The organism is Rothia kristinae (assembly GCF_016028855.1).
GTDB lineage: Bacteria > Actinomycetota > Actinomycetes > Actinomycetales > Micrococcaceae > Rothia > Rothia kristinae.
The window spans coordinates 456,193-476,419 of the sequence record NZ_CP065738.1 but is presented as its reverse complement, the minus strand read 5'-3'; the positions used below and the strand labels follow the sequence as shown (position 1 = coordinate 476,419).

The 20,227-nt window shown below is 71.7% G+C and carries 14 protein-coding genes and 1 tRNA gene; 2 read left to right on the top strand and 13 right to left on the bottom strand.

What is annotated here, in order from left to right; genetic code table 11:
* The first annotated feature begins 51 nt into the window (after positions 1-51).
* Complete coding sequence (locus I6G21_RS02105) at positions 52-786, top strand: HNH endonuclease family protein (protein ID WP_129357710.1); 735 nt, start codon at positions 52-54, stop codon at positions 784-786.
* Between the two features lie 12 nt (positions 787-798).
* On the opposite strand, the gene udk is transcribed toward I6G21_RS02105, so the two are convergent.
* From udk to I6G21_RS02070, 7 genes are all read right to left on the bottom strand, one after another.
* On the bottom strand, positions 799-1,440 hold the full coding sequence (udk, locus tag I6G21_RS02100; RefSeq protein WP_058731552.1) for a uridine kinase: 642 nt from the start codon (positions 1,438-1,440) through the stop codon (positions 799-801).
* Positions 1,441-1,525: 85 nt separating this feature from the next.
* Positions 1,526-3,268 carry a dipeptide ABC transporter ATP-binding protein gene (locus tag I6G21_RS02095; protein WP_129357711.1) on the bottom strand — a complete coding sequence of 581 codons (1,743 nt, stop codon included), beginning with the start codon at positions 3,266-3,268 and terminating at the stop codon, positions 1,526-1,528.
* 2 nt (positions 3,269-3,270) lie between these two features.
* Positions 3,271-4,188, bottom strand: a complete 918-nt coding sequence (locus I6G21_RS02090; RefSeq protein WP_061225344.1) for an ABC transporter permease — start codon at positions 4,186-4,188, stop codon at positions 3,271-3,273.
* Positions 4,185-5,150: an ABC transporter permease gene (locus I6G21_RS02085; protein ID WP_129357712.1), complete on the bottom strand. Its 966-nt coding sequence runs from the start codon at positions 5,148-5,150 to the stop codon at positions 4,185-4,187. The genes I6G21_RS02090 and I6G21_RS02085 overlap by 4 nt, the downstream gene beginning before the upstream one ends.
* A 64-nt stretch (positions 5,151-5,214) precedes the next feature.
* Positions 5,215-6,840 (bottom strand): ABC transporter substrate-binding protein, encoded by a 1,626-nt coding sequence (locus tag I6G21_RS02080; protein ID WP_165869983.1) that lies wholly within the window; start codon positions 6,838-6,840, stop codon positions 5,215-5,217.
* A gap of 162 nt (positions 6,841-7,002) precedes the next feature.
* Complete coding sequence (locus I6G21_RS02075) at positions 7,003-8,532, bottom strand: dihydrolipoyl dehydrogenase family protein (protein ID WP_129357714.1); 1,530 nt, start codon at positions 8,530-8,532, stop codon at positions 7,003-7,005.
* A 4-nt stretch (positions 8,533-8,536) separates the two neighbouring features.
* Positions 8,537-9,601 carry an NAD(P)-dependent alcohol dehydrogenase gene (locus I6G21_RS02070; RefSeq protein ID WP_058731543.1) on the bottom strand — a complete coding sequence of 355 codons (1,065 nt, stop codon included), beginning with the start codon at positions 9,599-9,601 and terminating at the stop codon, positions 8,537-8,539.
* 131 nt (positions 9,602-9,732) lie between these two features.
* On the opposite strand from I6G21_RS02070, the gene I6G21_RS02065 reads away from it, so the two are divergent.
* On the top strand, positions 9,733-11,241 hold the full coding sequence (locus I6G21_RS02065; protein WP_064725139.1) for an MFS transporter: 1,509 nt from the start codon (positions 9,733-9,735) through the stop codon (positions 11,239-11,241).
* Between the two features lie 67 nt (positions 11,242-11,308).
* Here I6G21_RS02065 and I6G21_RS02060 read toward each other — a convergent pair.
* From I6G21_RS02060 to I6G21_RS02035, 6 genes are all read right to left on the bottom strand, one after another.
* Positions 11,309-11,385 (bottom strand) — tRNA-Pro (locus tag I6G21_RS02060).
* Between the two features lie 90 nt (positions 11,386-11,475).
* Positions 11,476-12,153: a MarR family winged helix-turn-helix transcriptional regulator gene (locus I6G21_RS02055; RefSeq protein WP_064725138.1), complete on the bottom strand. Its 678-nt coding sequence runs from the start codon at positions 12,151-12,153 to the stop codon at positions 11,476-11,478.
* 861 nt (positions 12,154-13,014) lie between these two features.
* The gene (locus I6G21_RS10590; protein WP_232238488.1) at positions 13,015-14,967 is read right to left on the bottom strand and encodes an ABC transporter ATP-binding protein; all 1,953 of its coding nucleotides are present in this window, start codon (positions 14,965-14,967) and stop codon (positions 13,015-13,017) included.
* Positions 14,960-16,804 carry an ABC transporter ATP-binding protein gene (locus I6G21_RS02045; RefSeq protein WP_081046343.1) on the bottom strand — a complete coding sequence of 615 codons (1,845 nt, stop codon included), beginning with the start codon at positions 16,802-16,804 and terminating at the stop codon, positions 14,960-14,962. Before I6G21_RS02045 ends, I6G21_RS10590 begins: the two co-directional genes overlap by 8 nt.
* 47 nt (positions 16,805-16,851) lie before the next feature.
* Entirely contained in the window at positions 16,852-17,994 is a 1,143-nt protein-coding gene (locus I6G21_RS02040) for a metallophosphoesterase (protein WP_129357715.1), read from the bottom strand.
* Complete coding sequence (locus tag I6G21_RS02035) at positions 17,994-20,153, bottom strand: transglycosylase domain-containing protein (protein ID WP_129357716.1); 2,160 nt, start codon at positions 20,151-20,153, stop codon at positions 17,994-17,996. Before I6G21_RS02035 ends, I6G21_RS02040 begins: the two co-directional genes overlap by 1 nt.
* Positions 20,154-20,227: the final 74 nt, after the last annotated feature.

Genomic DNA, 20,227 nt, shown 5'->3' with positions numbered 1-20,227 from the left:
ACCCGGTGCTGCTGGTATGGGCCCATGGGACGCCATCGCACGCCGCGGCCGATGCCCGCACCACGGCCGGCACTCTCGCGCCGGGCCGCTTCGGTCCCGGTGCTGCTGGCCGCCGTCGTCCTGCTGGTCTTCGGCTTGTGGTGGCGCGGCCTGCTGAGCCCGCCGTGGTCCGGGGGACTGGGCGGGTGGGGTGCGCCCCGTGAGGTGGTGCTCTCGGAGGCCACCGCCCGGGAGCTGGCGGCGATCCCGGTGCGGGAGAAGACGACGAGCCCCGCCTACCGGCGGGAGGCCTTCGGCCAGGCGTGGGCGGACACGGATCGCAACGGGTGCGACACCCGCAACGACATCCTGGCCCGGGACCTCACCGAGGTGTCCTACAAGAACGCCCAGCGGTGCGCGGTGGCCGGCGGCCTGCTCGCGGATCCGTACACGGGGCGGCAGATCGCGTTCACGGCCGGGGCCCGGTCTCGGCAGGTGCAGATCGACCACGTCGTCGCGCTGGCCGACGCCTGGGCCTCGGGCGCCTCCGCCTGGGAGCCCCGGCGTCGCACCGAGTACGCGAACGACCCGGAGAATCTGCTGGCCGTGGACGGTCCGGCCAACGAGGACAAGGGCGCGCAGGACGCCGCCTCCTGGCTGCCGCCGCAGGAGGACTACCGCTGCGTGTATGCGGCCCGGCAGATCCGCGTGAAGGCGAAGTACGGGCTCAGCGTGAGCGCCCCCGAGCGGGCCGCGCTGCTGGAGGTGCTGGGGGACTGCCCGGGGTTCCAGCTGGGGGGCCCGTGACTCTCAGCGGGCTCAGGCGCCGTCGAGCTGGCGCTGGACGCGGTGCACCAGCATGTCCAGGGCCACCAGGTTGCCCCCGCCCTCCGGGATGATCAGATCCGCCTTCCGTTTGGAGGGCTCCACGTACAGCTCGTGCATGGGCTTGACGGTGGACAGGTACTGGGCCTCCACGGACTCCACCGAGCGACCCCGCTCCAGCACGTCCCGCTTGATCCGGCGCAGGATGCGCACGTCCGCGTCCGTGTCCACGAAGATCTTGATGTCGCAGCGGCGGCAGATCGCCTCGGAGGCGAACAGCAGGATCCCCTCCACGATGATGATCGGCTGGGCCTCGATGAACAGGGTCTCCTCGGAGCGGTTGTGATCCGCGTAGTCGTAGACCGGGCACTCGATGGACCCGCCGGCGATCAGGGTGTCCAGCTGCCGGACCATGAGCTCGTCGTCGAAGGCCTCCGGCGCGTCGTAGTTCAGCCGGCAGCGCTGCTCGAAGGTCAGGTCATCGTGGCGCTTGTAGTAGTTGTCGTGGTAGACGACGGCGACCCGCTCGCGCACCGCCTCGATCAGCTCGCGGGTCAGGGTGGTCTTCCCGGAGCCGGTGCCCCCGGCGATCCCGATGACCAGGGGCTTGGTCCGGCTGTGCTGCTCCAGGGGCATGGGTGGCCCGCTCCTCACGACGTCGGCGATATGCGGCTCCCCCCATTATGGCCGCTGCCGCCAGCCCCGCCTCCCTGCGCAGGCCTCAGGCCGCGGCACCCGCGCGCAGCGGCCGCGGGATCGCCGCGATCAGCTCCCGCGTGTACTCCTGCTGCGGGGCGCGGAAGATCCGGGAGACCGGGCCGGCCTCCACGATCCGGCCCTCGCGCATCACCAGCACGTCCTCGCACAGCCACCGCACCACCGCCAGGTCGTGGGTGATGAACAGCAGGGACAGCCCGCGCTCGTCGCGCAGCCGCTGCAGCAGCCGCAGCACCTGGGCCTGCACCGAGGCGTCCAGGGCGCTGACCGCCTCATCGCAGACCAGCACATCCGGGGACACGCTCAGCGCCCGGGCGATCGCCGCGCGCTGCAGCTGACCGCCGGACAGCTCCCGCGGGCGGCGCGCGGCCAGCCGGCGGTCCAGCCCGACGTCGTCGAACAGCCGCCCCAGCAGCTCCCGCCGCTCGGCCCGGCCCACCGAGCCCAGGGCCCGCACCGGCTCCAGCACGGACCAGCCCACCGAGTGCGAGGGATCGAAGGAGGAGTGCGGGTTCTGGAACACCGGCTGAACCGTACGGCGGAATGACCGGTCCCGGCGGGTCACCTCCGCCCCGCGCAGGGTGATCCGACCGGCGTCGGCCCGCTCCAGACCCAGCAGGATCCGGGCCAGCGTGGTCTTGCCGGACCCGGACTCTCCGACCACGGCCAGGCTGCCGCCCTCGGCCAGGCTGAACGCGGCCTCGCGCAGCGCGTGCACCGGTTCGCGTCGGGAGCCGAAGGCGCGGGACAGCCCCTCACCGGTCAGCACCGGGGTGCGCGCGCCGTCGACGCCGACCGGTGCCTCTGCTCCGGCGTCGGTCCGTGCCGCAGGGGAATCCGCCGGGTTCTGGTCGGCCCAGGGGGCAGCCTTGCCGTCGACCGCGGTCCTGCCGGCCCCCTCGCCGTCGACCCCGAGGCCGTCGGTGTCGACGGCGTCGGCGGTCAGCGCCATCGCCTCCGCCAGGGCCCGGCCCTGCGGGGTGCTCGGGTGCAGCAGGACCTGCTCGCTGGGGCCCTGCTCCACGGCCCGGCCCCGGCTCATCAGCATCACCCGGTCGGTGCGCTCGGCGGCCACCGCGAGATCGTGGGTGATCATCAGCAGGGCCGTGCCGCGCTCGCGCACCAGCTCCTGCAGCCGATCCAGGATCTGCTTCTGCACCGTGACGTCCAGGGCGCTGGTGGGCTCATCGGCCAGGACCAGATCCGGGTCCGTCACGATCGCCGCGGCGATCAGCACCCGCTGCCGCTGCCCGCCGGAGAGCTCATGGGGCCAGCGCCGGGCCAGGGACTCCGGGTCCGGCAGGCCCGCCTCCCGCATCGCGGCCAGAGCCCGCTCCCGATGGGTGTCCGGGTCCCCGATGCCGTGGATGCGCAGCGGCTCGACCACCTGCTCCAGCACCCGCAGCAGCGGATCCAGGGAGGTTCCCGGATCCTGCGGAACGTAGCCGATGCGCCGGCCCACCAGCCGGCGCCGCCCGGTAGCATCCAGCGCGTCCAGGTCCTGCCCGGCCAGCCGGAGGCTCCCCTCCCGGCGGGTGCCGGAAGGCAGCAGGCCCAGCACGCTGCGGGCCAGGGTGGTCTTGCCGGAGCCGGATTCCCCGACCACGGCCACGGACTCGCCGCGCCCGACGCTCAGGCCGACGCCGTCGACCGCCGGGGTCGAGACCGCGCCGCGCCGGCCCGGGTAGGCCACGCGCAGCCCGGACAGCTCCAGGACGGGGGCGGGGGAGGAGGAAGCGGTGTTCATGGTCAGACCTCTCGGGTGCCGATGCTGCGGGTCAGGCGGTTGGCGCTGAGCACGGTCAGCGCGACGATGATCGCGGGGCAGATGCTCCACCACCAGGCGCTGGCCACGTACAGCCGGCCCTCGTTGATCTGCGAGCCCCACTCCGCGGTGGGCGGCACCGCCCCGAAGCCGAGGAAGCTCAGGGCGGCGATCGACAGGATCGCCCCGCCCAGGTCGATCCCGGCGACCACCGCGACCGGCCCGGCCGCGTTGGGCACCACGTGGCTGAACAGGCCGAGGAAGCGGCGGGTGCCGCTGGTGCGGGCCGCGTCCATGTACGGCATCGCGCTCACGCGCAGGGTCTCGGCCCGGGCGATGCGCACGAATCCGGGGATCCCGGAGATGCCCACCGCGATGGCGACCTTGGTGACCCCGAAGCCCAGCACGGAGATCAGCGCGAGGGACAGCAGCAGCCCGGGGATGGAGACGATGACCTCCACGGACCGGGAGATCACCGCATCCACCCAGCCGCCCACGGACCCGGCGAGCATGCCCAGCAGGCCCCCGACCACCAGGGAGATCGTGATCGCCAGGACCCCGGCGCGCAGGGAGACCCGGGCGCCGTAGACCACCCGGGAGTACACGTCCCGCCCGTTCAGATCCGTGCCGAACCAGTGCTGCCAGCTCGGGGCGGCCAGGGAGTCCCCGACGATCTCCGTCGGGTCGGCGGTGGCGAACAGCCCCGGGAAGAGCACCCAGCCGATCATCAGCAGCACGAACAGCCCGGCCAGCACGGTGCCGGGGCGGCGCAGCAGGGCCGCACCCGTCCGGGCCCCGGGGCGACGGGCCCGCGTCCGGGCGTCGGAGAGCGGGGGCCCGGGCCGCTCGGCGTCGGGGGCGCCCGCCGCGGCGGGGGAGGAGGTGATGTCCGTCGAGCTCATGCTCGGCTCCTTCCGGCCACGGGGGAGGCCACCCGCGGGTCGATCAGGGGGTAGGTGAGGTCCACGATCAGGGTCACCAGCACGTACAGGCCGCCGGTGAGCACGATCAGCGCCTGGATCAGCGGGAAGTCCCGGCCCTGCACCGCCGCGACGTAGAGGTTGCCGATGCCGGGGCGGCCGAAGATCGTCTCGATGATCGCCGCCCCGGAGACCACCCCGCCCACGAGCATCCCGACGATCGTGTACACGGGCAGGCTGGCCTGGCGCAGCACGTGCCGGGTGACGACCTTGCGCGGGGCCAGGCCCCGCACGCGGGCCACCTGCACGTGCTCCTGGGCCCGGACCTCCCGGATGCTGCGGGCGTAGACCTGGGACAGGGTCCCGGCCCCCAGCAGGGCGATGGTCACCGCCGGCAGGATCAGCGAGTCCAGGCCGCCGGCCCCGAACGCCGGGAACCAGCCCAGCCGGAACGCGAAGATCTGCAGCAGCAGGATCGCCATGACGAAGCTGGGCACCGCGATGCCCAGGACGGTGAAGCCCTCGAAGACCGAGCGCAGGAAGCGGTTCGGCAGCAGCACCGAGCCCAGGGCGAACACGACGCCGAGCACCACCATGATCAGCAGGCTCGCCAGCCCCAGCTGCACCGTGGACCCCAGCCCGTCCCGGATCACCTCCAGCACGGGCTGGCGCTGCTTGGAGTAGGCGGTGCCCCAGTCCAGGGTCACCACCCGCCACAGGTATCCGAAGTACTGGGCCAGCAGCGGCTGGTCCAGGCCCATCTCGTGGCGCAGCTGGGCCAGCTGGGCGTCGTCGGCCGCCCCGGCGTCCCCCGCGTCGGAGCCGGCCATCAGCAGGCGGGCCGGATCCCCGGGGGTGGCTTGGACGATGAGGAAGGACAGGGTGATCGCACCCCACAGCACGATCAGCGCGTGCGCGAGGCGGCGCAGGACGTAACGGGTCACGGCGGGACTCCTGGGCAGGTGGCGGGCGGGAAGGGCGGATGCGGTCGGTTCAGCGGGGCCGGGCTCACCCGGACAGGGCGACGTCGGCGGCCACCAGCTTGTTCTCCGCATCCAGCGGGATCCCGGTCAGGCGCATCGAGGCGGCCGTGGAGGTGTAGGCGTCCACCAGCGGGAAGGAGTACCCGCCCTCCAGCAGCAGCCGCTGCGCATCCTCGCTGGCCTGCTGGCGCTTCGCGGGGTCCGTTGTGGACTGCAGCTTCAGCAGCGCCTCGTCCACCTCCTTGATCGGGTGGCCGAAGAAGAAGGACTGGTTCTCGTAGAAGGAGGAGTACACCACCCGCAGCACGTCCGGGTCCGCCCGGCCCTGGGACCAGGTGGACAGGTCGTAGGGGGCGTCGTAGAGGGTATAGTCGCTCAGCTGCGCCTCGGTGCGCGGCTGCAGGTCGAAGCGGATGCCGACCTTCTTCCACTGGTTCTGCAGCAGCTGCAGCATCTGCTCCTTGGTGGTCCCGGAGCCGGTGTACATGAACACGATCGTCAGCGGCTCCCCGGTGTCCTCGTGGTGCCGGTAGCCGTCTGCATCCACCCGGGTGTACCCGGCCTGCTCCAGCTCGGCCACCGCCCGGTCCGGGTCGTGGCGCAGCAGATCGGACAGGTCCGCGGAGCCGGGGGTCGCGGCGGTGAGCAGGCCCGTGGCGGCCTTGGCGTTGCCCTGGTAGATCCGGTCCGCGATCTCCTGGCGGTCCGTGGCCGCGTTGATGGCCCGGCGCACGTGCGCGTCCTGGAAGATCGGGCGGTAGATGAAGGGGATCAGCGGGGTGGAGATGCCCTTGCCGGGGACCTGGGACAGGTGCAGGTCCGCCGTCTTGATCCCGGCGAGGGTGGACACGTCCAGCATGGTGCCGATGTCCACCTGCCCGGAGGTCACCGCCCCGGCCAGGGTCGTGGGGTCCGGGATGAACTGGGCGCGCACCGTGCGGAAGCGGGCCGGTCCCTTGTTGCGTCGGGCATCCGAGCCCCAGGCGTAGTCCTCCCGGCGGGTCAGCAGCACGTACTGGCCCTGCCGGTACTCGCTGAACACGTACGGCCCGGAGCCGATGACGTCCCCGCGGGCCACGTCCTTGGGGCCCTTGCCCAGGGTCGCGTCCGCGAGCATCCCGAGGGTCTGGGTGGTCGCGGCCTGCAGGAACTGGGCGTTGGGCCCGTCGTAGACGACGACGGCGGTGTGGGCATCCGGGGTCTCGGTGCGCTGGTAGCCGCGCAGGTGGCTGGCCCCGATGTAGGACAGGGAGCCCAGCCGGATGATCCGGTCGAAGTTGTTCTTCACGCTCGTTGAGGTGAAGGCCGTGCCGTCGGAGAAGGTGACGTCATCGCGCAGGTGGAAGGTGAAGCGGGAGCCGTCCTCGGAGACCTCCCACCGGCGGGCCAGGTAGGGCACGATGTCCCCGGTGTCCGGGTCCTGGTCCACGAGGGTGTCGGTGATCTGCCGGGCGATGGTGCGCGAGACCGTGTAGGGCGGCTGGTGCGGGTCCCAGTTCTCGGAGTCCTCGGGGAAGCCCACGGCCAGCTCCTCGGTGCCCCGGTCCCGGGCCTGGGAGGTCCCGCAGGCGGCCAGGATCGGCGCGAGGGCCAGGGATCCGGCGGCGAAGCGCAGCAGCGTGCGACGGGACAGGGGGGTGCGGGCGGGCATACGGGGTCTTTCCGGGTGGGGACGGATCAGCGGTGGGCGGTCCATCCCGTCCACGGGTGCCATCTCAGTCCCGTCCGCCCCCGCCGGCCAAGCCGTGTGTCCCCGCGTGTGCGCAGATGGCGCCGCGTGTCCCGAGGGCTCGACGAGCGGGCGACCCCGGTGCTATCCGCGCGCGGGCTCGGCCTCCAGCGCCCGCAGCCACACCTCCGAGGCCGTGGGGTAGCAGGGCACCGCGTGCGCAAGGGCCCGCAGGGTCAGGCCCCCGGTGATCGCGACGGTCGCGGCGTGCACCAGCTCCTGCACCTCGGGGCCGAGGAAGGCGGCGCCGAGCAGGACATCGTCCTCGGCGCGGCTGAGCAGCTGCACCGTGCCCTCGGCGTCGTCGCGCAGCAGGGCGGCCCCGGCCGCCGCCGTGTACGGGACCCGCCGCACGTGCACCGCGATCCCGCGCTCGCGGGCCTGGGCGGTGCTCAGTCCGGTCCAGGCCGCCTGCGGGCGGGAGAAGACCACCTGGGGCACGGGGGCCGCGGCGGCCCCGTCCCGGTGCGGATCGAACACGGCCCACGGGTCCTCGCCCCGGGCCGCGGTCCGCACCGAGGCGCCGACCAGGCGCGCCCGGTACTTGCCCCAGTGGGTCAGCGGGGCCTCCCCGGAGGCGTCGCCGACGGCGTAGAGCCAGTCCGGCAGCGGGGAGCCCGGACCGCCGTGGGCATGGGCGGTGAACTGCTCCGCGCTGACCCCGATGCTCTCCAGCCCGAGGTCCTCCAGGGCCGGGCGTCGCCCGGTCGCGGCCAGCACCTCGTCCACCACCAGCTCCGCCCCGGTCCGCGGGGACGTCTCCCCGGGGGCCTCCTGGTCCTGCTCGACTCGGGCCAGGCGCAGCCGCACGGGTCCGCCGTGGGGCGCGCCCAGCGGGGCGGTCTCCGGTGTCGCGTCCGGCGCGTCGTCCGGTGCGGTCTCGGAGCGGGAGGCGCTGAGCACGCGGGTCCGCAGCAGGACCCGCACGCCCTCCTGCTCCAATCCCCGGGCCACGGCCTCCCCGATGAACGGCTCGGCGTCGGCGAGCAGGCGCGGCCCGCGCACGATCAGCGTGATCTCGCTGCCCAGGGCCCGCATCCAGCGGGCGGCCTCCACCGCGGCGGCCCCTCCGCCCACGATCCCCAGGCGGGCCGGCACCGTGCGCACCCCGGTCGCATCCCGGGTGCTCCACGGGCGCACCGGAGCGAGCTCCTCGGGCACGACGGGGACGCTGCCGGTGGCGATCACCACGGCCTGTCGGGCCCGCAGCACCGTGCGGGCACCGCCGGGACCGGTCACGGTGACCTCGCGCTGCCCGGTGATCCGTCCGCGGCCGCGCACGGGGGTCAGCCCGGCCGAGCGGGCCCAGTCCAACTGCCCGGCGTCGTCGTAGTGGGAGGTCCAGGCGTCGCGCCGGGCCAGCAGCTGCTCCCGGTCCAGGGCCACCGGCCCGGCCACCCCCTGCAGGTGGTCGGCGGCGTCGACGACGTCCACGGGGCGCAGCAGCGCCTTGGACGGCATGCAGGCCCAGTACGAGCACTCCCCGCCGAAGCGCTCGGCCTCCACCAGGGCGGCGCTGCCGTCGGTGCCGCGCACCGCGTGCTCGGCGGCGTTCTCCCCGACCGGGCCGCCGCCGAGGACGATCACGTCGAATTCGCGGCCTTCGGATCCCATGGGCTCAGGCCTGGACCTCGGCGTCGTCGAAGGTCGAGACGTCGATGACGCAGCGGAACTTCACGTCCCCGGCCACCACCCGGTCGTAGGCCTCGTCCACCTCGTCCACGGAGACCTTCTCGATCACCGCGCCGAAGCCGTGCTCGGCGCAGAAGTCCAGCATCTGCTGGGTCTCCGGGATGCCGCCGATGTTGGACCCGGCCAGGGCCTTGCGCCCGCCGATCAGCGCCCCGAAGTGCAGGGGCTGGGCCTGCGGCGGCAGTCCCACCACGGCCATGACCCCGCGCGGCTTGAGCAGCCCGAGGTAGTCGTCCACGGGGATGTCCGCGGAGATGGTGTTCAGGATGATGTCGAACTCCCCGCGGTGATCCCGGAAGAACCCGTCCTCGGTGGTCGCCAGGGTGCGCGCCGCCCCCAGGTCCTTCGCCTCCTGCTCCTTCTTCAGGCTCCGGGAGAGCACGGTGACCTCCGCGCCCTTGGCCGCGGCGATCTGCACACCCATGTGGCCCAGACCGCCCAGGCCCAGCACGGCCACCTTCTTGCCCTCGGCCGCCTCCCAGGTGGCCAGCGGGGAGTAGGTGGTGATGCCCGCGCACAGCAGGGGTGCTGCGACGTCGAAGTCCAGGGCGTCCGGGATGCGCAGGACGAAGCGCTCGTTGACCACGACCTTCTGGGCGTACCCGCCCTGGGTGATGGTCCCGTCCACGTCCTCGGAGTTGTAGGTGCCGACGGCGCCGTTGAGGCAGTTCTGCTCCTGCCCGTCCCGACACTCCTCGCACTCGCCGCAGGAGTTCACCAGGCAGCCCACGCCCACGCGGTCCCCGACCCGGTACTTCGTGACGTTCTCCCCGACGGCCTCCACGACCCCGGCGATCTCGTGGCCGACGGTCAGCGGGAAGTGCGCCTCGCCCCACTCGTTGCGGATCGTGTGGATGTCGCTGTGGCAGATGCCGGCCGCCTTGATGTCGATGACGACGTCGTCCGGGCGGGGGTCGCGCCGCCGGATCTGCACGACGCGGAAGGGCTGATCCGGTCCGGTCTTCTGCAGGGCCTTGGTGGTGATGGGCATGATGCTCCTGACGTGGGTCGATGCGCGGGCTCGCCCGCGGGCCGCGGGAGGCGGCCCCGGAAGAAAAGCGGGCCCGGCGTGGTTCCATCCACCAGTCTGCCCGAATCCCCGCCCCGCACGACAGGAGTTCCATGCCCAGCGAAACCCGCACCGGCGACACCGCCTTCGACCCGACCCAGCGGCGCCTGCTCACCCTGACCCTGGTGCCGCTGTTCATGTCCCTGCTCAGCGTCTCGATTGTCAACGTGATCCTGCCGTCCGTGCAGGCCGACATCGGGGCGAGCAGCTCCGCGCTGCAGTGGGTGCTCTCCGGGTACGCCCTGGCCTTCGGCGTCGTGCTGGTGGCCGCGGGCCGGGCCGGGGACGTGTTCGGGCGGGCGAAGCTGTTCATCGCCGGGGTCGTGCTGTTCGGCGCGGGGTCCCTGGTGGCGGGGCTGGCCCCGACCCCGCTGGTGCTGAACCTGGCGCGGGTGGTCATGGGCCTGGGGTCGGGGCTGCTGAACCCGCAGGTGATCGGGCTGATGCAGCAGTACTTCTCCGGGACCCAGCGCGGCCGGGCCTTCGGGATCTTCGGCGGGATCGTGGGGGTCTCCGTCGCGATCGGGCCGGTGCTGGGCGGGCTGCTGATCAGCGTGCTCGGCGCGGGCGCCGGGTGGCGGGCCTCCCTGCTGGTCAACGTGCCGATCTGCCTGGTCGCGCTGATCGCGGCCAAGCCGTTCCTGCCGGCCTCGGCGTGGGAGCCGGTGCCCGAGGAGCACTCGACGTCGACCTCATCCCTGCCCGTGGTGCGCCGCAACGGGGCCGGCGGGGCCGGTGCCTCCGGGCGTCGTCGGGTGGATCTGGACCCGGTGGGGCTGGGACTGTTCGGCGTGGCGATCTTCCTGGTCATGCTGCCCTTCGTGGAGTCCTCGGCCGGGGCGTGGGTGTGGATCGCGCTGCCGGTGGCGGCGGCGCTGCTGGTCGCGTGGGTGCGCTGGGAGCGGCGCTACTCCGCCCGGGGTGGTGAGCCGATGGTGGACATGGGGCTGTTCCGCACCCGCTCCTTCGCCAACGGCTCCCTGCTGATCGCCCTGTACTTCGTGGGGATGACCAGCGTGTGGGTGCTGATCGCCCTGTACATGCAGGAGGGGATGGGCCACACCGCGCTCGCGGCCGGGTTCATCGGCCTGCCCTCGGCCCTGGCCAGCGCGATCACCGCGCCGCTGGCGGGGCGGAAGGTCGTGCAGGTGGGGCGCCCGATGGTGCTGTGGGGGATCGGCCTGGTGCTGACCGGGATCCTGCTGAGCATCGGCGTCGTGGTGCTGCGGGAGAGCGTGGGGCTCAGCGAGTGGTTCCTGCTGGGCACCATGGTGTTCGTGGGAGTGGGGCAGGGCCTGGTGGTCAGCCCCAACCAGACGCTGACGCTCGCGGACGTCCCGGTGCGCTACGCCGGGGCGGCCGGCGGGGTGCTGCAGACCGGGCAGCGGGTGGGCACCTCCATCGGGATCGCTGCGATCACCGGTGTGGCGTTCTCGGTGCTGGCCCGCACGGACTGGAACATGGCGGTGGCGGTGGGCTTCGGCCTGATTGCGGTGATCGTGGTGCTGGCCGGGCTCGTCGGGGTGCGGGACCAGCGTCAGGCCCGGGCCGAGCGCGGCTGATCCGCCGGTCGACCGTCGGACGTGGCGAAGGCCCCGGCATCGCGTTGCGATGCCGGGGCCTTCTCAATGGTCGGGATGACAGGATTTGAACCTGCGACCTCGTCGTCCCGAACGACGCGCGCTACCAACCTGCGCCACATCCCGTGGTCTGCCGCTCGAAGCCTTCGAGGCCGTCAAGCAACCTCTCCAGGATAGCGAACCCTCCGCGCCCCGGCAAACCCGGTCCTGTCCCGCTCACCACTCGGAGGGGTAGACGGGATCCAGGCGGTCCACGATCGCCGCCAGTGCCGGGGTCAGCCGGTGGCCGCTGCGCTCGATGGGCCACAGCAGCGAGGAGCGCAGGACCTCGCTGTGCTCTGGCCGCACCTGGTGGTGGACCTCCCAGCCGTGACGGGTGAGTTCGACCATCGTCCCGCACCAGTCGCGCACCGTGACCACCAGATCGGCCCGCTCCATCCGCCGCAGCAGGTGGCTGGTGCGGGATTCGGACCATCCGGTGATCTCCACGATCTGGGCCCGGCGGCGACGACCTCGATACTGGCCCACCAGCAGCAGGACGGTGGCCTCCGGCAGGGAGATGCCCGCGCTGCCGGCACACGCCTGGGTGAAGCGCGCCTCGAGCAGCGCGTGCGCTCGCAGCCACAGCGTCCAGGCCTGCTGCTCCGCGGGTGCGAGCTCATCCGGTGGGGGCCTCCGGGTGAAGTCGTCCCGGGCATCCAGCGGATCCTCGTAGTCGAAGAGGTCGTCCTGATCGAGCAGATCCTCCATCTCGGGAGCCTCGAGGTCGTCATACTCGATGCCGTCATCCGCGCCGATGCCGTTCTCGACGCCGGCGTGTGTGTGGGTGTCCATCGCGGTGTTGGTATGCGTGCGGGGGTCGGTCATGGGGTCGAGGTCGTGGCTGTGGTCCATGCGAGGAGTCTGGCGCATCATCTGCCACGTGCCCAGACCGCGGCGGCTCCCTGTGGATAACTTGGAGGGCAGGATGGCCCACGGGGGTGGGAGTCGGGGATCGAGCAGAGGTCCACGGGCCCACGTGACGTGCATGGGCTGAAGATTCAGGCCGCGCCCTGGACCCATGGGTGTTGGGAAAAGCTGAATATTCAGCTCCGGCCGCGCTTCCTGAATATTCAGCTTTCCCCGAGCACCACTGCCGATGGTCCGTGCTGAATCTTCAGTTGTGGGGGCGTTATCTGAATATCCATTATTCAGGGATCACCTGTGCTCACGATGTGGCCTGAATATTCAGCTTTTGTCGACCATCAGCCCTGATGATGAGGCCTGAATATTCAGTGATCGTTCAGCTTCACGGCCAGTGGATCTGGGAGGTAGATGATCTGGGGAGGGGGTGGATGATCTCGGCAGACAGTGGGTGGTGGTGTGCGGAGGGGTGGCCGGCGAACTGTGGATGACGGCGCGAATGGGGATCGTTGCCCACCGCGGAGCCTGAGTATTCAGGCCGTGCCATGGGGTCAAGAGCGTTGGGAAAAGCTGAATATTCAACCCAGGCTGCGCTTCCTGAATATTCAGCTTTCGCTGAGCATCACTGCCGATGGTTCGAGTTGAATCTTCAGTCGTGGGGACGTTGACTGAATATTCAGGTTTTGCCGATCACCAGTGTCAGATGGTGCGGACTGAAGATTCAGTGGCGGGTCGGGATGGACCGGGCGGATGGGGCGGTGTGTTCGGACGGGGCGGGGCGGTGTGCTTGCGCCGGGCGGGGCAGGCTGCGTGGTCGGCGCGGTGTGCTTGCGCGCGGCGCGGTAGGGGGATTCAGCTCTGGGATTCCTCCCAGGCCGCGTTCATGCGGGCGAAGGTGCCGCCGGCGGCGATCAGCTCGGTCGGGGAGCCGTCCTCGATCACTCGGCCGGCGTCGACCACCAGCACGCGGTCCGCGTCCAGGATCGTGGAGAGTCGGTGCGCGATCACCAGGGCCGTGCGTCCGCCCAGCAGCCGGTCCAGGCCCCGCTGCACCTGGCGCTCCGAGGGCAGATCCAGGGAGGCCGTGGCCTCGTCCAGGATCAGCACCGCCGGATCCGCCAGGAAGGCCCGGGCGAAGGAGAGCAGCTGCCGCTGGCCCGCCGAGACTCGCCCGCCCCGCTGCTGCAGGTCCGTGTCGTACCCCTCCGGCAGGGCCCGGATGAACTCGTCGGCCCCCACCGCGCGGGCCGCCTCCTCGATCTCCGCCCGCGTCGCGCCGGGGCGGCCCAGGGCGATGTTCTGCGCCACCGTGCCCGAGAACAGGAATGCCTCCTGCGTGACCATGACGATCTGCCCGCGCAGGTCCTCATCGCGCAGCCGGCGCAGATCCACCCCGTCCAGGGTGATCGTCCCGCGGGTGGGGTCGTAGAACCGGGCCACGAGCTTGGCCACCGTGGACTTCCCGGCACCGGTGCGCCCCACCAGGGCGACCTTCTGCCCCGCCGGGATCACCAGGTCCAGCCGCTCCAGGGTCGGCCGCTCGGCGTCGGGGGAGTAGCTGAACTCCACGCCGTCGAAGCGCAGGGCACCCCGGGATGAGGCAGCCTCGGACACCGCCGCGTCCCGGCGGTCAGCCCCCGAAACCGCAGCGCCCCGGCCTCCGGCCGCCGACGCCGCGCCCCGGCCTCCGGCCGCCGACGCCGCGCCCCGGCCTTCGGCTCCGCCTCCGGGCGGCAGCGGGTCGCTCGGCTCGGCCACGCTCGGCTGCTCCTCCAGCAGCCCCGAGACCTTCTCCAGGGCCGAAGCCGCGGACTGCAGGGTGTTGTAGAAGTTGGACAGCTCCATGATCGGCATGAAGATCCGCTGCGTGTACAGCACCAGGGACAGCAGGGTCCCCACCGCCAGGGTCCCGTGCAGCACGTTGAACCCGCCGAACAGCAGCACCACCGCCACCGTCATGTTGGCGATCAGCATGACCCCCGGCATGTACAGCCCGAAGATCTGCACGGAGCGCAGATTCTGCACGCGGTAGTCGTCGGCCTGCTCCAGGTACTCCCGGCGCACCCGCGGCTGATTCCGGAAGGCCATCACCGCGCGGATGCCCGTCATCGTCTCGGTGAAGCGGCTCACCAGCCGGGCCGAGGCCACCCGCTGCGCCCGGTAGCGCACCTCCGAGGCGCGGCGGAACCACAGGGTCAGCGCGACCATCGGCACCATCGCCACCAGGATCACCAGGGCCGTGCGCCAATCCAGCAGCACCACCAGCACGCTCATCATGACCATGGACATCAGCGAGGAGGCCATCGCGGACAGCCCCGAATCCAGGAACTCCCGCATCGCCTCCAGGTCCGAGGTCAGCCGCGAGATCACCCGCCCGGAGGTGTACTTCTCGTGGAACTCCAGGCTCAGCCGCTGCACGTGCCGGAAGGTGCGTCGGCGCAGGTCGTAGAGCACCCGCTGGGAGATCCTCGCGGTGATCAGCACGTTCAGGTAGATCGTCAGCGCGGAGATCCCCACCGACCCGGCGAAGGCCAGCGTCAGCCACACCAGCGGCCACGGGTTCCCGGCCTGCAGCTGCGGGAAGCCGACGTCGATCCCCCAGCCGGTGATCGCCGGGCCCAGCGACCCCAGCCCGTCCGCGATGACCACCAGCAGCAGGGTGCCCAGCGCGGGCCAGGCCACCGGGCGCAGCATCGAGGCCAGCAGCCGGAAGCTGCGCCGGCGCACCGCCCGGCGCTGGCGCGCATCCAGGCGCACCGCGTCCTCACCGGCCACACCCACCGGCGACGTCGTCCGCTCAGCCACGGGTGGCCTCCTCCGCGCTCATCACGTACCGGTACTCGGGCAGGGCCAGCAGCTCGCGGTGCGTGCCCACCGCCGCGATCCGCCCGTCGCGCAGCAGGGCCACCCGATCCGCCAGCGCCACGGTGGAGGGTCGGTGCGCGGTGAGCAGGGTCGTGGTCCCGGTGAGCACCCGACGCAGGTTGTCCACGACGGCGGCCTCGGTGCGGGTGTCCAGCGCGGAGAGCGGATCATCCAGCAGCATCAGCCGGGGATCGGCGGCGATCGCGCGGGCCAGGGCCAGGCGCTGACGCTGCCCGCCGGACAGGCTCAGCCCCTCCTCCCCGATCTGGGTGTCCACCCCGTCGGGCAGCTCCCACGCGAACTCCGCGGCCGCCGCCCGCAGCGCGGTGGTCAGGATCTGCTCCCGCCGGGCCGCCTGGTCCGCGTCCAGCAGCTCATCGGGCACGGGCTGGCCATCGGGTCCGACGACGTCCGGGACCCCCATGAGCACGTTCTGGCGCACCGAGGCGGAGAACAGGGTCGGCTCCTCGAAGGCGACGGCGATCTGCCCGCGCAGCTCGTCCAGGGACAGCTCGGCCGCGTCCCGCCCGTCCAGCAGGATCCGCCCGGCGTCGGCCTCGTACAGCCGCGGCAGCAGCATCAGCAGTGTGGATTTGCCGGAGCCGGTGGCCCCGACCAGGGCGACGGTCTCCCCGGGGCGCAGCCGCAGATCCACCCCGCGCAGCACGGGCGCCTCCGCCCCGGCCTCGTCCGGGTAGGAGAAGCCGACCCCCTCCAGGCTCACCGCGGCCCCGGAGGACTCCGCCCCCGCGGAATCCGCCCCGGAGGGCTCGTCTCCGGGGGAGCCCGCCCCGACGGAGCCGGCCCCGGCGCCGCGGGGTCGGACCGGGTGGGTGGCCCCGGTGATCGGCACGGCCTCGGTGCCGGTCTGGGCGATGATCTGCTGGTGACGCTCCCGGGCGACCAGGGCGGACTGGTACATGTTCAGCAGCATCCCGGCGTCGCGCAGCCGCGTGGAGACGAGCACCGCGGTGGCGAAGAACGCGACCACCGCCCCGGTGCTGAGGGCGCCCGCGGCCACCAGGAACCCGGCGATCAGCAGGCATGCGGCCATCACGATCTCCGGGATCAGCCAGATCCGGGCACTCAGCCCGGAGAAGACGCGGCTGCGGGTCACCTCGGTGTCGCGCAGCCAGGCGGCCTTCTCGGAGAACTCCCCCAGGGCGTGCTCCCCGCGACCCAGGGCCTTGAGCACCCGGATCCCGTGCACGGACTCCTCGACGTCGGTGGCCAGGTCCCCGGCCTGCTGCTGGGTGGCGCGGGTCAGCTCGCGGGTGCGGGGCAGGGTGCGCACGATGACCCAGAGCACCGGGCCGACGGCGATCAGGTAGATCAGGGCGAGCTGCCAGGAGTTCGCGACCATGAGCAGCAGGCCGAAGACGACCATGGTGCTGGTCTGCCCGGTCTGGCTGATGCCGAAGGCCACCCAGCGTCGGCACAGCCCGAGGTCGGACATGGAGCGGGAGAGCAGCTGACCGGAGGGCCAGCGGTCGTGGAAGCCGACGGGCAGGCGCAGGAGGTGGTCGAACAGCCGCTCCCGCATGTCCATCTCCAGGCGGGTGGAGGGCTCCAGCAGGAGGCGACGGCGCAGCCACTGGAAGAGCACCTGGGCCAGCCCGAGCACCGCGATGACACCGGCGGACTCCCACACGCGGGCGGGGGTGGCCCCGGGGGCCAGGACGGTGTCCACGAGCCAGCGCAGGGCCTGCGGGATGGCCAGGGCCATGGCCCCGCCCAGCACCGCGACGACGATGCCGGCCCGCAGCCTGCCCCGCATGGGCGCCAGGTACTCGGCGAACAGCTCATCGGCGGGAGAGCGGCGGGTCAGCGGGAGGCGAAGAGGCACCGTTCCACCCTACGCCCGCGGATCCCCACCTGTGACATGAGCCATGGCAGCTGCGAGGAGGGGGAGGACGGCGGCTCAGCGCGTGCGGCCGTGAGGGTCACCAGGACGGCCTCCGGCGGGCAGAACAGGCGCACCGGGGCGAAGCGGGAGGTGCCCAGCCCCGCGGAGACCTGCACCGGCATGATCCCCCGCTGGTAGGAGATGCCCTTGGCCCGGGCCGGCTCCAGGTCGCAGTTGGAGACCACCGCGCGCCCGCCCGGCAGGCAGATCTGCCCACCGTGGGTGTGCCCGGCGAAGACCACCTCGGCCCCGTCCTCGGCGAAGCGCTCCAGGCACCGCTGGTACGGGGCGTGCAGCACCCCCACCCGCAGGGAAGGCCGCTGCGGGTCCCGCGCGTAGGCCTGCGGGGCGAAGCCGGGATGCTCGTCGTAGCCCAGGTGCGGGTCATCCACCCCGGAGAAGTCCAGGCGCACCCCGCGCACGGTCAGGGAATCCGTGCGGTTCACCAGCCCTGTCCACCCGCGGGCGTCGAAGTGCTCGTGCATCCGCCGGAAGGGCAGCACCCGGCGGGCACCGCCGGAGGCTGAGACCTGGCCCTCGGCCAGGCTCGCCGGGTGCCCGCCCGCCGCGGCCGCCTTGGCCGCGGACTCCGCCGAGGTGTCCTTCCACAGGTACCGGGCCGGGTTCTTCAGCTGCGGGGCGAAGTAGCAGTTCGACCCCGGCACGTACACCCCGGGCAGATCCAGCAGCGGGTCCAGGGCCTCCAGCAGCGGGTCCAGGGCTTCGGGGTGGGAGAAGTTGTCCCCGGTGCTCACCACCAGATCCGGGGCCAGCCCGGTCAGGGACCGCACGAACTCGATCTTCCGCCGCTGCCCCGGGATCATGTGCAGATCCGACAGGTGCAGCACCCGCAGGTCCGGGGAACCCGGCGGCAGCACCGCCAGGCTCTCTCGGCGCACCGTGAAGCGGTTCAGCTCCACGAACCGCCCGTACAGCAGCGCGGCGGCCCCCAGTCCCGCCGCGGCCCCCGCCGCGATCCCCGCGCCGCGCACCAGCCTGCGGACGGAGGAGTGCGGGGGAGCGAGGGGACCGAAGGCCGCCGGGCGCGCCGTCGAGCTCATCAGGGCAGCTTGGAGACGATCTGCGTGCCCATGACCTTCGCGGAGGGGTCCGTGAAGGTCTTGTGCTCGTAGTCGTTCTTGACCTGGTTCATGTACCACTGCCACTGGGCGCCGGCGAAGGTCGCGCCGTCCACGTAGCTCTTGGACTGCCCGCCGATGCTCAGCCCGTTCAGGGAGCGACCGCCGAGGTCGTTGTTGCCGACCCACGAGGCCGTCGCCAGCCCGGAGGTGTAGCCCACCATCCAGGTCTGGGTGGAGTCATCCGTGGTCCCCGTCTTGGCCGCGGAGGCGTTCTCCAGGCCGATGCCGCGCTGGTAGCCCGAGCCCTGGGTCAGCACGTTCTTCAGCACGTAGCTCACCCCGCGGGCCACGTCCTTGTCCAGTTTGCGGGTGCACTGGGTGCCCGGAACGTCCACGGCCTTGCCGTTGCGGTCCGTGATGGAGTCGATGGCGCGCGGCTTGCAGTACATGCCCTCCGAGGCGAAGGTCGCGAAGGCGTTGGCCATGAACAGCGGCGGGACCGGCTGGGTGCCGATCAGCTGGGCGATGCCCTTCTCCGGGTGCATGTGATCCCCGGTCACCCCGTTCACAGCCCCCAGGTCCCCGGCCACATCGCCGATGGCGCACAGGTTCAGGTACCGGGCCGTGGCGAAGAGGTTGGAGTTGATGGAGTTGTAGATGCCGAAGTTCACGCTCTGCCCGGCCCAGTTGTATCCCGGCGTCGCGTTCTGGAAAGACCAGACGGAGGTGCCCGGGTTCGGACTCGTCTTCGAGTCCAAGCACGGCGTGTGCCACAGGGTCCCGGCCGGGTAGCTCAGCGGGGAGGCGTCCACCGTGGCGTTGACGCCGTTGCCCTCCTTGATCCACTCGGTCAGGGTGAACGGCTTGAAGGTGGACCCGGGGGCGTAGCCCTGCGTGCCGCCCATCAGCTCATCCGCGTTGTAGTTGTAGATGGTGTTCTCCGCGCCCTGCTCATTCGAGTAGTGCGAGTTCTGGGCCATCGAGCGGATGTTGCCCGTGCCCGGTTGCACGGAGACCAGCGAGGTGTTCACGTTGTCCGGGTTGGAGTCCGTGGGCTGGGTGCCCTCCACGGCATCCTGGGCCTTGGACTGCGCCTTCGGATCCAGGGTGGTCTTGATGGTCAGCCCGCCGCGGTTGAGCTTCGCGGCCCGCTCCTCCGGGGTCGTGCCCAGGGACTCCTCCAGGGCGATGGCGTTCTGCACGTAGGAGCAGAAGTACTGCGAGTCCTTCTTCGCCACGGTGCACCCGGAATCGGTGGGGTGGATGTCCAGGTCCAGACCCGAGTCGATGGCTTTGTCGTACTGGTCCTCGGTGATCTTCTTGTCCCGCAGCATCGTGCCCAGCACGATGTTGCGTCGCTTCTTGGAGGATTCCGGGTTGGTCGCCGGGTCGTAGAGCACCGGGGACTGCACCATGCCCGCCAGGGTCGCGGACTGCTGGATGTTCAGATCCTTGGCGTCGATCCCCCAGTAGTACTTCGCCGCGGCCTGGACCCCGTAGTTGGAGCCGCCGTAGTTGACGATGTTCAGGTACCCGTTGAGGATCTGGTCCTTGGACTTGTTCTGCTCCATGGAGATGGCCAGCTTCATCTCCTTGATCTTGTCCATCATCCCCTTGTTGGCGCCCAGCGTGGCCGTCGGGTCCCCGCCGTTCTGCACCGCGGAGTCGATCAGCAGGTTGTTCACGTACTGCTGGGTGATGGTCGAGGCGCCCTGGCGCTTGCCCGGGTTGACGATGTTGTTCAGGATCGCGCGGGCGATGCCCATCCCGTCCACGCCGCCGTGGTCGTAGAAGTCGTTGTCCTCGATGGACAGCTGCGCGTCGATCATGTGCTGGGAGATCTGATCCAGCGGCACCTCGTCGCGGTTCTCGGAGAAGAACTTGGTGATCTCCGAGCCGTCGCTGGCGAGGATCGTGGAGGGCTGGGACAGCGGCCCCTCCTGCAGGTCATCCGGCAGGCCCTTGAACCAGTTGATCGAGGCGTTGGCCGTCAGCCCGGCGGCCGCGGCCGGCGGGATCAGCAGGCCGGCCGTGACGAAGCCCGCGACGATGCTCAGCGCGATGAACTGCAGGAGGTCGCTGGGCCTGCGCCGCTCGCGGCGATCCCGACGCCGGGTGGATCTCGTGGATGAAGCCATGGGCACAGCATACAAGCAGACCCTGTGCCGTCCCGGGGTCCCGACGCCGTCGCACGTGGGGCAGCGCACCCGGC